Source organism: Janthinobacterium sp. MP5059B (assembly GCF_001758645.1).
Taxonomy (GTDB): Bacteria; Pseudomonadota; Gammaproteobacteria; order Burkholderiales; family Burkholderiaceae_D; genus Janthinobacterium; species Janthinobacterium lividum.
This window is the reverse complement of sequence record NZ_LRHX01000002.1, coordinates 116,302-129,551: the sequence shown is the minus strand read 5'-3', so window position 1 is coordinate 129,551 and position 13,250 is coordinate 116,302. Positions and strand designations below refer to the sequence as shown.

The 13,250-nt window shown below is 63.8% G+C and carries 13 protein-coding genes; 8 read left to right on the top strand and 5 right to left on the bottom strand.

The window, feature by feature from the left end:
* The first annotated feature begins 84 nt into the window (after nt 1–84).
* The 5 genes from JAB1_RS01265 (at nt 85) to JAB1_RS01245 (ending at nt 3,649) form a co-directional block, all read left to right on the top strand.
* Nucleotides 85–2,202: an FUSC family protein gene (locus tag JAB1_RS01265; protein ID WP_343215970.1), complete on the top strand. Its 2,118-nt coding sequence runs from the start codon at nt 85–87 to the stop codon at nt 2,200–2,202.
* Nucleotides 2,203–2,503: 301 nt separating this feature from the next.
* The gene (locus JAB1_RS01260) at nt 2,504–2,689 is read left to right on the top strand and encodes a hypothetical protein (RefSeq protein WP_034784824.1); all 186 of its coding nucleotides are present in this window, start codon (nt 2,504–2,506) and stop codon (nt 2,687–2,689) included.
* Between the two features lie 81 nt (nt 2,690–2,770).
* Nucleotides 2,771–3,151 (top strand): glutaredoxin family protein, encoded by a 381-nt coding sequence (locus JAB1_RS01255; RefSeq protein WP_034784825.1) that lies wholly within the window; start codon nt 2,771–2,773, stop codon nt 3,149–3,151.
* Nucleotides 3,152–3,182: 31 nt separating this feature from the next.
* The gene (locus tag JAB1_RS01250; RefSeq protein WP_070278226.1) at nt 3,183–3,374 is read left to right on the top strand and encodes a hypothetical protein; all 192 of its coding nucleotides are present in this window, start codon (nt 3,183–3,185) and stop codon (nt 3,372–3,374) included.
* A gap of 86 nt (nt 3,375–3,460) precedes the next feature.
* Nucleotides 3,461–3,649, top strand: coding sequence for a hypothetical protein (locus JAB1_RS01245; protein WP_034749095.1), 189 nt, complete (start codon nt 3,461–3,463; stop codon nt 3,647–3,649).
* Between the two features lie 63 nt (nt 3,650–3,712).
* Here JAB1_RS01245 and JAB1_RS01240 read toward each other — a convergent pair whose 3' ends face one another.
* Entirely contained in the window at nt 3,713–4,267 is a 555-nt protein-coding gene (locus JAB1_RS01240; protein WP_034784827.1) for a cob(I)yrinic acid a,c-diamide adenosyltransferase, read from the bottom strand.
* A 151-nt stretch (nt 4,268–4,418) separates the two neighbouring features.
* On the opposite strand from JAB1_RS01240, the gene JAB1_RS01235 reads away from it, so the two are divergent.
* The 3 genes from JAB1_RS01235 to glcF are packed head-to-tail and all read left to right on the top strand — an operon-like array spanning nt 4,419 to nt 8,232.
* A complete protein-coding gene (locus tag JAB1_RS01235) occupies nt 4,419–5,909 on the top strand; it encodes an FAD-linked oxidase C-terminal domain-containing protein (protein WP_070278224.1) in 1,491 nt (496 codons plus the stop codon).
* Nucleotides 5,910–5,925: 16 nt separating this feature from the next.
* A complete protein-coding gene (gene glcE / locus JAB1_RS01230; protein ID WP_070278222.1) occupies nt 5,926–6,996 on the top strand; it encodes a glycolate oxidase subunit GlcE in 1,071 nt (356 codons plus the stop codon).
* A gap of 6 nt (nt 6,997–7,002) precedes the next feature.
* Complete coding sequence (glcF, locus tag JAB1_RS01225) at nt 7,003–8,232, top strand: glycolate oxidase subunit GlcF (RefSeq protein WP_070278220.1); 1,230 nt, start codon at nt 7,003–7,005, stop codon at nt 8,230–8,232.
* Here glcF and JAB1_RS01220 read toward each other — a convergent pair.
* The 4 genes from JAB1_RS01220 to JAB1_RS01205 form a co-directional block, all read right to left on the bottom strand.
* Nucleotides 8,225–10,336, bottom strand: coding sequence for an EAL domain-containing protein (locus tag JAB1_RS01220; RefSeq protein ID WP_070278218.1), 2,112 nt, complete (start codon nt 10,334–10,336; stop codon nt 8,225–8,227). The genes glcF and JAB1_RS01220 overlap by 8 nt on opposite strands.
* Before the next feature lie 186 nt (nt 10,337–10,522).
* On the bottom strand, nt 10,523–11,008 hold the full coding sequence (locus tag JAB1_RS01215; protein ID WP_070278215.1) for a glutathione peroxidase: 486 nt from the start codon (nt 11,006–11,008) through the stop codon (nt 10,523–10,525).
* Nucleotide 11,009: 1 nt separating this feature from the next.
* Nucleotides 11,010–12,149, bottom strand: a complete 1,140-nt coding sequence (locus JAB1_RS01210) for a PilT/PilU family type 4a pilus ATPase (protein WP_275527759.1) — start codon at nt 12,147–12,149, stop codon at nt 11,010–11,012.
* A 3-nt stretch (nt 12,150–12,152) separates the two neighbouring features.
* Nucleotides 12,153–13,196: a type IV pilus twitching motility protein PilT gene (locus JAB1_RS01205; protein WP_070258779.1), complete on the bottom strand. Its 1,044-nt coding sequence runs from the start codon at nt 13,194–13,196 to the stop codon at nt 12,153–12,155.
* Between the last annotated feature and the right edge of the window lie 54 nt (nt 13,197–13,250).

Genomic DNA, 13,250 nt, shown 5'->3' with positions numbered 1-13,250 from the left:
CGTCTGCAGTGCATTTACGCTGCACTGCAACATTTTTCGCTTGGGAATGCTACGATGACGCTTTGATACCTTTCAAAGCCGATCTTGCATTTCAGGAAACTTCACCGCCGTTCGCGCGCGCTGGCCAGCCGCTGGCTGACGGGCATGCACGCCTATACCGATACCCTGGCGCAGCGCCGCCCCCTGTGGATGGTCAGCCTGGCCATCGACGAAACGAACCTGTCCGAGGGCTTGCGGGCCGCCTGCGCTTCGAGCGCCATGCTGCTGCTGGGCCTGCTGTTCGACCACCCGGATTTTTCCTGGGCCGCCATCGGCGCCTTCTGGACTTGCCTGGCAGACGCGGCGGGCACGCGGCGCATGCGCTTCGTCTCGATGGTGGGCTTCGGCTTGCTGTCGACCGTGGCCGGCGGCCTGACGGCGCTGGCGGCCGGCCATGGCGTGGCGGCGGCGGCCATCGCCGTGCTGCTGTTTTCCTGGGCCGGCGCGCTGGCGCGCATCTGGGGCGCGGCCACGGCGCAGGTGGCCATCCTGGCCGCCACGGCGTGCGTGGTGATGGTCACGCATCCGCTGGAATCGATGACGCAGACGGCGCCTTTCCTGGGCCTGTACATGTTAGGCTGCCTGTTCGCCACCGTGCTCAGTTTTACCATCTGGCGCATCCACCCGTTCAGCCCTGCCAGGCGCGCCATCCGCGCCGCGTATTCGCGCCTGGCCGGCATCGCGCGCGACAATGCGCGCTTTCTCGCACATGATGCCGCGCAGGCGGACGCGGCAGCGCATGGCGCCAGCTACCGTTCGCAGGCGCGCGCCGCGCTGGAAGCGGCGCGGGTGGCGCTGGCCGCCGTGCCGCCCGCGCGCGCGGGCCGCAGCGCCCTGTACGACAACCTGCTGCTGGCGCTCAGCGACGCCGAGCGCATCTTCGCCTATCTGATCGCCGTCACGCATACGTGCGAGCGCGAGCAGCAGCGCCTGCGCCAGGACCCGCGCGCGCGGCGCAGCCTGGAAGTGATGGCCGTGCTGCTGCGCCGCCTGGGGCAAGCCGTGCAGCGCCAGCCGGAAACGCCGCCGCTGGCCTTGCAGCGCCGCCTGGCCGGCTGCGGACGGCGCCTGGAAGCGGCGCTGGGCGCCTTGCTGCCGCTGCGCCTGAACGTGGACTTCATGGAGCTGGGCTTGCCGCGCGCGGCGCAGCTGCCGTGGCGCGAGGCGGCCTTCCTGGCGCTGGGGCAGGCGTGGCAGACGGCAAAAGTCAACGCCACGCCGCAGTCGCTGAGCTGGCGTCATGCGGCGCGCGTGTCGCTGGCGACGACGGCCGGCTTCCTGCTGGTCGAGGCCTTGCATATTCCCTTCGGCTACTGGGCCACCATGGCGACCTTGCTGATACTGCAGCCGTCCGTGTCGACCACGTGGCCGCGCGGCATCGAGCGGGTCGCGGGCAGCGTGCTGGGCGCCGTGCTGGCCGTGCTGATCGGCCTGGTCATTTACACGCCGCTCGGTATTTCGCTGGTGGTGTTTCCCCTGATCGTCGCCACCATGGCCTTGCGCCGTGTCAGCTACAGCCTGCACGTGCTGTTCATGACGCCGGCCTTCGTGCTGGTGGCCGATTATGCGGCGCCCGCCAGCGAGATGGTGTATGCGATGAGCCGCCTGGGCAACAATGTGCTGGGCTGCGTGCTGGCCCTGCTGGCCACGTTTTTCCTGTGGCCGGACCGCGAGGCGGACGACCTGGACCAGCGCCTGGCGAAAGCCGTGTCGGCCAACCTGAAATACCTGCTGGCCGTGCTGGCGGCAGGTGGACGCTGGGATAGCGCCATCGCGCGCCTGCGCCGCGAGGCGGGACTGGCCAGCAATAACGCGGAACAGGTCTTGCAGCGCTTGCGCATCGAGCGCCGCCTGGACCGCAGCAGCGGCGTGGGTCTGGCTGCGCTGCGCACCCTGCCGCTGCTGCGCCGCGTGGCGGGCAGCACGGCGCGCATCAGTCTGAGTCCCCAGGCCGAGCCGGCGCCGCCCGAATTGCAACGGTGGATTGCTGCCGTCAGCGGGGAAATCGATGCCTTGCTGCGTGGTGAAGCCGATGCCGGCGCGCCTGGTCCCTGCATTGCCGAGGGATTGACAGCCCTGCAGGCCGATGCCGTGGCCCAGGTGCAGCTGCTGCGCGGCTTGCTGCGCGAGCATGTGCAGGCGCTGGCTGGCGGCGCGCGGTGACGCCATCGTGCTGACGCGTTTTTTCGGCGTCGTGTAGCCGCTCGGCCGGCTGCGCCCGCAACCGGCCTTTACTGATTGCGGCGCCAATATTGTATAGACGTTTGGCGCCTCCCAATCTCTCCAAATTCCACATTTCATGGGCTGACCCGATATATTTTCCAAACTGGAAATTTATCGAAAGGAAACGTTGACTCTAAAATAAGTGCGGTCTATATTCGATTTTGTAGCAAGCAAAGATGAAATTTCTTACGACTGATCTGACGCGATTGCCTGGTGCAATAGCTCACATGGAGAGTAGTAAATGAAAAAGATTGCCGCATTTATTTTTACCGTGGGATTGAGTGCTTCCTATGCCATTGCTTCGGATATCGGCTGCTCCAGCTGCGAAGAGGAATTGCGGGAATGCACGATGATGAATGGCGACAGATCCCCCTTTTGCATAGGCAGTTACAAAGCCTGCCTGAAAGTCTGCCAAATCGGCGCCTGATATCCATGTTGCATTGCGAGGCGGCCGGCAAGCGCACGCTAGGCCGGCCGCCCTCGATCATTGACGCCTCTGACAATACTTATGATGCAGAAAAAAATTAAAACCATCGCCATGTATGGCTTGATCCTGGCCGCCGGCCTGGGCAGCGGTTATGGCCTGTCCTTGTTACCCGGTTTGCTCAAGCCGAATTACACCGAGGGTAATTACGCCGCGTATTTCCCGAATGCCCAGGCGAAGGTGGTGTTGTACGGTACGGATTGGTGCGGCTATTGCGCCAAGACGCGCGCGTATTTCAAGGAAAACAAGATCGAATTCGTCGATCTCGATATCGAGAAATCACCGGAAGCGAGAAAAGCCCATGAAGAACTCGGCGGCGGCGGCGTACCCGTGGTCTTGATCGGCAACCGCAAGATCCAGGGTTTCAATACTGGCGCGCTGGAAGCGGCGCTGAAGAAAATCTGACGTTTCAACTTGTCAACTTGAAAGGCTCACCATGTTCAAAAAGATTGCCGCTTTCCTGTTTGCCGCCGGCGCTGCGCTGTCCTTCAGTGTCCATGCCGGTGGCCCTGACTGCACCTTTGTCTGCGAACGCAACCTGCTCGATTGCGTGGAATTCGGCCAGCCGGCCTGCATGGAAAATTATCAGGCTTGCCAGAAGGAATGCCTGCGTCCGCCGCATAACTGACGCGCGGAGGCACTTATGGATGACGCGTAAGGGACGGCGCGCCATGGATGTTGCTCATCGTCTGACATTTCCACAAAGGAGTACCAATGTTTAAAAAACTGGGTTTCTTTTTGTTTGCCATGGGCGTGAGCGCCTCGTATGCGATGGCCAGTAGTACCGCCGATATTTCCGAATGCCAGTCCGAGTGCTATATGGCGCTCGATGCCTGTGTCATGGAGTTCAGTGTTCCTTCATGCGTCCGCGCCAATAAAGTGTGTCTTCAGGCCTGCGGCTGAGTAACACCCTGCCAGCTGGTAAAGCACGGCGATGCGGTTTGACAGGCATCGCCGTTTTTTATCTCATCCCCGCGTGCGGTCATGCCGCCACAGCACGTCGCTGCCGCCGGCAAAGCGGTTGAGTACGCGCGACAGCACGAACAGCAGGTCCGACAGACGGTTCACGTACTGGCGCGGATGTTCGTGGAGGGGTTCCGCATTGGCCAGCGCGACGATGCTGCGCTCGGCGCGGCGGCACACGGTACGGCACACATGCGCCAGCGAAGCGGCGCGCGAGCCGGCCGGCAGGATGAATTCACTCAAGGCCGGCAAGTCCGCATTGTATTTCGCCAGCAGGTCGTCGAGGCGCAGCACGTGCTCTTCCTTGATCAGCTGGTAGCCGGGGATGCAGATTTCTCCGCCCAGGTCGAACAGATCGTGCTGGATGGCCACCAGCTCGTCGCGCAATGCGTCGGGCATGGCTTCGCACAGCAGCAGTCCCAGGTTCGAATTGAGTTCGTCCACGTCGCCCATGGCGTGGATGCGGGCGCTGTCCTTGCTGGTGCGGCTGCCGTCGCCCAGGCCGGTGCTGCCATTGTCGCCCGTGCGCGTGGCGATTTTCGAAAGTCGGTTGCCCATGATGTCGATCCTGTAAAGAAGAATGGGGGCAGCATACGACACTGCGCGCCGCCTGGCCCCGGATTTGCGGGCAAATCGGACAAAAAATGCGGCGCGCGCCACTTTTGTGCTTACAATCGTTGCACGCCCATGCCCATTTTCCCTCCATCTTATGCTCAATGCTGCCCCTGAATCCGGATTGACCGCCGCGCGCCAGCAAGCCGTCGTCGCGGCCCTGCTGGCCGTGCTGCCGGCACGCTGCGTGCTGTCCGACGCGGAAGATACGCGCCCGTATGAATGCGATGGCCTGGCCGCCTACCGCCAGCTGCCGATGGTGGTGACCTTGCCGGACACGGAAGAACAGGTCATCGCCATCCTCGGCGTCTGCCGCGCGTTGAAGGTGCCGATCGTGCCGCGCGGCGCCGGCACGGGCTTGTCGGGCGGCGCCTTGCCGATCGCCGACGGCGTGGTGCTGTCGACGGCGCGTTTGAACCGCACCGTGCGCGTCGATGCGTATGCGCGCACGGCCGTGGTGCAGCCGGGCGTGCGCAACCTGGCCATTTCCGAAGCGGCGGCGCCCCACGCGCTGTATTACGCGCCCGATCCTTCCTCGCAGATCGCCTGCAGCATCGGCGGCAACGTGGCGGAAAACTCGGGCGGCGTGCATTGCCTCAAATACGGCTTGACCGTGCACAATGTGCTGCGCGTACGCATCGTCACCATCGATGGCGACGTGCTGGAACTGGGCGGCGAATGCCTGGACGCTCCGGGCCTCGACCTGCTGGCCGTCTTCATCGGCTCCGAAGGCATGCTGGGCATCGTCACGGAAGTGACCGTGAAACTGATACCGAAACCGGCCACGGCCAGGGTCATCATGGCATCGTTCGACGACGTCGTCACGGGCGGCAATGCGGTTGCCAACGTGATCGCGGCCGGCATTATCCCGGCCGGGCTGGAAATGATGGACCGGACCTCCTCGCGCATGGTCGAACCATTCGTCAAGGCCGGCTACGACATCGACGCGGCCGCCATTTTGCTGTGCGAAGCGGACGGCACGCACGAGGAAGTGGAAGAGGAAATCGCCCGCATGACGGCCGTGCTGGAAGGGGCGGGCGCCAGCGCCATCGCCGTCTCGCAGTCGGAAGCGGAGCGCATGAAATTCTGGTCCGGCCGCAAGAACGCCTTTCCCGCCGCCGGGCGCATCTCGCCCGACTACTATTGCATGGACGGTACCATTCCACGCAAGCGCCTGGCGGAAGTGCTGACGGGTATCGCCGGCATGGAAACGACGCATGGCTTGCGCTGCGCGAACGTGTTCCACGCGGGCGACGGCAATCTGCATCCCCTGATCCTGTTCGATGCCAACATGCCCGGCGAATTCGAGCGCGCCGAAGCGTTTGGCGCGGACATCCTGGCCCTGTGCGTGGCCGTGGGCGGCACCATCACGGGCGAACATGGCGTGGGCATGGAAAAGATCAATTCCATGTGCGTGCAGTTTACGCGCGCCGAACTCGATGCCTTCTTTGCCGTCAAGCGCGCCTTCGATCCCCACGCCTTGCTGAACCCGGACAAGGCGATTCCCACCTTGAACCGCTGCGCCGAATTCGGCAAGATGCATGTGACGGCGGGGCGGCTGCCGTTCGCCAACCTGCCCCGTTTTTAATTTTCCGGAGACCCCTTTGCAAGCGATAGCGGAACAATTCAGGCAGCGGATCCTGGCGGCCAGCGCGGCGGGCAGTCCCGTGCGCCTGCGCGGCGGCGGCACGAAAGACTGGTATGGCCAGCAGTTCGATGGCGAGGTGCTCGATACGCGCGCGTATGCGGGCATCATCGACTATGAACCGACGGAGCTGGTGATCACGGCCCGCTGCGGCACGCCGCTGGCGGAAATCGAGGCGGCGCTGGCCGCGCGCAACCAGATGCTGGCATTCGAGCCGCCCCATTTCGGCCAGGACGCCACGGTGGGCGGCGTCGTCGCCAGCGCCTTGTCCGGCCCGCGCCGGGCCAGCGCAGGAGCCTTGCGTGACTTTGTGCTGGGCGCCGTGCTGATGGATGGCCATGGCGAGCGCCTGGCGTTTGGCGGGCAAGTCATGAAGAACGTGGCCGGCTACGATGTCTCGCGCCTGCTGGCGGGGTCCCTGGGCACCCTGGGCCTGATCCTGGAAGTGTCGCTGAAAGTGCTGCCCTTGCCGCTGCGCGAAGCGACGTTTCGCGTGGCTTGTGCGGAAATCGCCGCCTTGCGCATGCTCAATGAATGGGCTGGCAAGCCGCTGCCGATATCGGCCAGCTGCTGGCATGACGGCGTGTTGACGGTGCGCCTGTCCGGCGCCGAGGCGGCCGTGTCTGCGGCCCTGCAATCCTTGAAAGGCGAGCTGCTGGCAGCCGATGACGCGGCCGCCTTCTGGCTGTCCGTGCGCGAGCAAACGCACGATTTCTTTACTGGCGCGGGCAGCCTGTGGCGCTTGTCGTTGCCGCCGCACGCCAGCGCCATGATTCTAAAGGGGCGCCAGATGATCGAGTGGGGCGGGGCGCAGCGCTGGCTGAAGCTCGATGGCGGCGCCGATGCCGATGGCGCACGGCACATCCGCCAGGCCGTGGCGGCCGCCGGCGGCCACGCCACCCTGTTCCGCGGCGGCGACAAGGCCGTGGGCGTGTTCCACCCGCTGGCGCCGGCCGTGGCCACCATCCACCAGCGCCTGCGGCAGGCTTTCGACCCGGCCGGCATCTTCAACCCGCACAGAATGTATTGAGCGCGCATGCAAACCAATCTCGCCGATTTCATCAAGAATACGCCGGCAGGCGACGAAGCCGAAGCCATCCTGCGCGCCTGCGTGCATTGCGGCTTTTGCACGGCCACCTGTCCCACCTACCAGCTGCTGGGCGACGAACTCGATGGCCCGCGCGGGCGCATCTATCTGATCAAGCAAGTGCTCGAAGGCGCGCCCGTCACCGCCAAGACGCAGACGCATCTGGACCGCTGCCTGACCTGCCGCAACTGTGAGTCCACCTGTCCGTCCGGGGTGCAGTACGGGCGCCTGGTCGACATCGGGCGCAGCGTCGTCGAGCAGCGCGTGCAGCGGCCCTTGCGCGAACGGGCCTTGCGCTTCGCCCTGAAGGAAGCCTTGCCGCGCCGCTGGCTGTTTACGCCCGTGTACAAGGCGGGGCAGGCGCTGCGGCCGCTGCTGTCGAAAAACTTGCAGGATAAATTGCGACCCGGCGCCGCCGCTGGCGCATGGCCGGCGCGCCGGCACGCGCGCACCATGCTGCTGCTCGACGGCTGCGTGCAGCCGGCCATGTCACCGAACATCAACGCGGCCACGGCGCGCGTGCTCGACGCGCTCGGCGTGCAGCTGATCGTCGCGCCGAAGGCGGGCTGCTGCGGCGCGCTGCGCCACCATTTGAACGACCAGGAAGCGGCGCTGGACGACATGCGCCGCAATATCGACGCCTGGTGGCCGTATGTCGACAGCGCGGAAGCCATCGTCATGACGGCGTCCGGCTGCGGCGCCACGGTAAAGGAATATGGCCACCTGCTGGCGCACGATGCGCAGTATGCGGAGAAGGCGCGGCGCATCGCCGCACTGACGCGCGATTTGTCCGAGATCATGCCGGCCTTCGAAGCGGAACTGGTGGCGCTGCTGAAAGGGCGCATCGGCAAAAAAGTGGCGTACCACCCGCCATGCACCCTGCAGCATGGCCAGCAGGTGCGCGGCAAGGTGGAGCAGGTGCTGCGTGCCGTCGGCGTCGACGTGCGCCTGTGCGCGGATAGCCATCTGTGCTGCGGTTCGGCGGGCACGTATTCGATCCTGCAGCCGGCACTGTCGCAGCAGCTGCGCGACAACAAGGTGGCGAACCTGGAAGCGTGCGAGCCGGAGATGATCGTGTCGGCGAATATCGGCTGCCTGAGCCACCTGCAGTCGGGCACGGAGACCCCCGTGCGGCACTGGATCGAATTGATCGACTTCGCCTTGACCCCGGTCAAATAGGCACTTCGTTGTATTGCGCGATGCGCCATTGCGGCGCAGGGATGAAATTGTTGGCCCACTCCAGCACGGCGTCGGCCGGCATGGGGCGGGCGATGCCGTAGCCTTGCGCCAGGTCGCAGCCCAGCTGGATCAGGCGCGCGCCATGCTCGACGCTTTCCACGCCTTCGGCGATCACCGTCAAGCTGAAGGAACGGGCCAGGCCGATGACGGCGCGCACCAGGTGCAGGTCGTCGCGGTCGTTGAGCATGTTGCGCACGAAGCTCTGGTCGATCTTGACGATATTCGCCGGCAGGCGTTTCAGATACGACATCGACGAGTAGCCGGTGCCGAAATCGTCGAGCGCGAACGTGATGCCCAGCGCCTGGCAGGCGCGGATGATGCGGCGCACGTCTTCGATGTCGTGCAGGGCCGACGATTCGAGGATTTCCAGTTCCAGCATGCTGGCGCGCACGCCGGGAAATTCATCGAGAATGGTTTCCAGGCGCGAGACGAAGTCCGGTTGCTGGAAGTGGCGCGCCGCGATATTCACGCTGACCACCCAGTGCTTGCCGCACGCGACCCAGCGCTGCATCTGCCACAGGGCCTGGCGCAGCACCCATTCGCCGATGTCGATGATCAAATCCGTCTGTTCCACCAGCGGCAGGAACTGCGCGGGCGCCAGCACGCCGCGGCGCGGATGCTGCCAGCGCAGCAGCGCTTCCATGCCCACCACCGTGCCGGCGCGCATATTCACCTTGGGCTGGTAGTACAGCCGCAGTTCGCCATTGATCAGGGCCTGGCGCACTTCCGTGCGCTGGTTGTGGTGGGTACGCACTTCCTCATCGAGATTGGTATCGAAGAAGTGATACTGGTTGCGCCCCGTCAGCTTGGCCTGGTAGACGGCGTGGTCGGCGTGGCGCAGCAGGCTTTCCGTATTCAAGTCCTTGCCCGCGTAGACGGCGATGCCGACGCTGGCCGTCATGTGCAGCGCCTGCTGGTCGCAATGATAGGGGCGGCTCAGTTCCTGCATCAATTGGGTGATGTTCTGTTCGATGCTGGCGATGCTGGCCTGGCCGCACAGCAGCAAGACGAATTCATCGCCGCCCAGGCGCGCCGCGTAATGGATCTGGCCCGTAAAGGCGTGCAGGCGACCGGCCACCTGCTTGAGGATTTCATCGCCCGCTTCTGCGCCGTAGCGGTCGTTGATGGCCTGAAAATGGTCGAGGTCGAACAGGCAGACGGCCAGCAGGCGCTGGCGTTCGCGCGCCAGGAACAGTTCCTGCTCGAAGCGTGCGGCCAGCGCGGCACGGTTGGGTAGACCCGTCAGCACGTCATTGTAGTTTTGCCAGGACAGCTTTTGCAGCGCCTGCTGCATGTGCACGGTTTCGTTCAGCTGTTCGCCCAGCTGGCGCTGGCTGGTTTTCAGCGAAGTCAGCAGTTCTTCGATATCGCCGGCCATGCCGTTGAACGACTGCGACACGGCTTGCGCCTCGGGTGTGGCGCCAGCCGCCAGGCGTACGGCGAAGTTGCCATCGCGAAAGCGGTCCGTCGCTTGCACGAGCCGCGCCAGCAGCTTGCGGTGCGAGGCCAGGATCAAGCCCAGCAGGAGGAAGACGAGGACGATATTGATGGTGCTGAGCACGGCCTGCTCGCGCACCCTTTGCCACACCTGGGCCAGGGGCCGGCCGGGCGTGTAGTGCAGGTCGAGGATGCCGTCGCCGCCGTCAGGCAGCGCCACCGTCAGGCGGCTGCGGATGGCCGCCATGCCCGCCAGGCGCGCAAACCACGCCGGCACGCCGTCGGCCAGCGCATCGCTCAGCTTGTTGTCAGCCAGCACTTCGACATGCGCGCCAGCCGTATCCCAGCGCACGGAGGCGAGGCTGCGGTTCAGTGGCAGGGCGCTGCGCAGCGCTTGCTGCACGCTGTCGTGCATCGCATGCCGGTCCGTATGCACGGCCAGCGGCAGCACGCTATTGGCCAGGAACAGGTCGAGTTGCCGGGCGTCGCTCTGGTAGCGCGCATTGGCCAGCGCCGTTTCCGTACCCAGCAGGGCGTGATAGCGTACAGCGGAAACGGCGAGTATCAGGAAGGTAATAGGGATGAAGAGGCGGGAATAACTACCCATCCGCATCCATGAAGATAATATTTTCCCAAAGACTGGCATCGTTTTTTGATCGATATCTGCGAATAATTATGTAAACATTATCACCGATATTTGCTATTTGAAACACAATATTGATATCAGGCATGAAATAAATACGGTTTTATAGATTTCGCATGATTGTTGTCTTAAATCAAAGTATTGCATTTTTCACTCCTGTAGCAATTGCCGTATGTCGGCTGCCAGACTTGCCGGTTTGCTGGCCGTCGCATAGCGGCGAAAGACGCTGCCATCCTTGCGCACCAAAAACTTGGTGAAATTCCATTTGATCGATTGCGTGCCCAATATGCCGGGCGCCGCCTGTTTTAATTGCGCAAACAGGGGATGGGTATGCGGGCCATTCACGTCGACCTTGGCAAACAGGGGGAAGGTGACGCCGAAGTTTTTCTCGCAAAAGGCGCCGATCTCCGCATTCGAGCCCGGTTCCTGCTGGCGGAATTGATTACAGGGAAAACCCAGCACGACCAGGCCCTGGTCGTGGAATTCGCGGTACAGCGCTTCGAGCCCCTGGTACTGCGGCGTGAAGCCGCAGGCGCTGGCCGTATTGACGATCAGCAGCACCTTGCCCTCGTATTGCGCCAGGTCGATCGGCGAGCCGTCCAGCGCCTCGGCCTGGAAATCGTGGATGCTGGTCATGTCAGAGGAGTCCCAGTTTGGTGGCGCCCGTTTGCGGGGGCGGTTCCGGCGCCGTTGCGCCCTTGAGTTTGATCGTCAGGCGCAGATCGTTGACGGAGTCCGCATTGCGCAGCGCGTCTTCATAGCTGATGGCTCCCCCTTCGTGCAGGTCGAACAGGGCCTGGTCGAAGGTTTGCATGCCATGCTCGCGCGATTTTTTCATCAGTTCCTTGATCTCGTGCACCTGGCCCTTGAAGATCAGGTCGCTCATCAGCGGTGAGTTGAGCAGGATTTCCAGCGCGGCCTTGCGCCCGCCGCCTTCCTTGCTGGGAATCAATCGCTGCGAAATCATGCCCTTCAAATTGAGCGACAGGTCCATCAGCAATTGCTGGCGCCGCTCTTCGGGGAAGAAATTGATGATGCGGTCCAGCGCCTGGTTGGCGTTGTTCGCGTGCAAGGTCGCCAGGCACAGATGGCCCGTTTCGGCAAAGGCGATGGCGTGGTCCATGGTGTCGCGGTCGCGTATTTCTCCGATCTGTATCACGTCGGGCGCCTGGCGCAGGGTGTTTTTCAGGGCCGTGGCCCAGTCGTCCGTATCGACGCCCACTTCGCGCTGGGTGACGATGCAGTTGCCGTGCGGATGGATGAATTCCACGGGGTCTTCGATGGTGATGATGTGGCCGTGGCTGTGCGCGTTGCGGTGGCCCACCATGGCCGCCAGTGTGGTCGACTTGCCGCAGCCCGTGGCGCCCACCATGATGACGAGGCCCCGCTTGCTCATCACGATGTCTTGCAGGATGGGGGGCAAACCCAGTCCATCGAGGGTGGGGATGGCGGTATTGATCAAGCGCAAGACCATGCCTGCCTGGCCCATCTGCACGAAGGCGGATACGCGGAAACGTCCGAGACCCTCCGGGCTGATGGCGAAATTGGCTTCGCGGCTGGACGCGAACTCGGCCGCCTGGCGTTCGTTCATGACGGCGCGCACGTAGCCGGCCGATTGCTGCGCGTCGAGCGCGCCTTCCGCCAGCGGCATCAGCTTGCCGTCGAGCTTGATGGCGGGCGGAAAGCCGGCCGTGATGAACAGGTCTGAGCCGCCCCGTGCGCGCATCTGCGCCAGCAGCACGTGCATGGCGCCATAGTGTTCGTGCGTCGTCTGCATGGCTTATCCGGGGAAGTTTTCGGGGGCCTTGGCGGCCGAACGGGCTGTTTCCGCCGAGATCGTGCCGCGCCGCACCAGGTCGGTGAGGCACTGGTCCAGGGTCTGCATGCCCACATTGCTGCCCGTCTGGATGGCCGAATACATTTGCGCCACTTTCGCTTCGCGGATCAGGTTGCGCACGGCCGGCGTGGCCAGCATGATTTCATGCGCGGCCACGCGGCCCGCGCCATCCTTGGTTTTCAGCAAGTTCTGCGAAATGACGGCTTGCAAGGATTCGGACAGCATGGCGCGCACCATTTCCTTTTCCTCGGCGGGGAAGACGTCGATGATGCGGTCGATGGATTTCGCCGCCGACGAGGTGTGCAGGGTGCCGAACACGAGGTGGCCCGTCTCGGCCGCCGTCAGCGCCAGGCGGATGGTTTCCAGGTCGCGCAATTCGCCCACCAAAATCACGTCGGGGTCTTCGCGCAGGGCCGAGCGCAGGGCATTGCTGAACGAATGCGTGTGCGAGCCCACTTCGCGCTGGTTGATCAGGCATTTCTTCGGTTCATGCACGAATTCGATCGGGTCTTCGATGGTCAATATATGGTGGTTCAGGCGCTCGTTGACGTGGTTCACCATGGCAGCCAGGGTGGTCGACTTGCCGGAGCCCGTCGGTCCCGTCACCAGCACGAGGCCCCGCGGGCGCATGGCCAACTCGCCGAAGATGCGCGGGGCGTTGAGTTCTTCCAGGGTCAGCACTTTCGACGGAATCGTGCGCAGCACGGCCGAGGCACCGCGTTCCTGGTTGTAGGCGTTGACGCGGAAGCGAGCCAGGCCGGGAATCTCGAACGAGAAATCGCATTCCAGCGCTTCTTCATACGCCTTGCGCTGGCTGTCGTTCATGATGTCGTAGATCATGCTGTGCACTTCCTTGTGCTCGAGCGGCGCCACGTTCAGGCGGCGCACGTCGCCGTTGACCCGTATCATCGGCGGCAGGCCGGAAGACAGGTGCAAGTCGGAAGCCTTGTTGCTGACGGAGAAAGCGAGTAGTTCGGAGATGTCCATTTATAATCCCTGTGCCTGCATTGATGGGCTGGCGCACTGTGCCGCCGCCCCTAT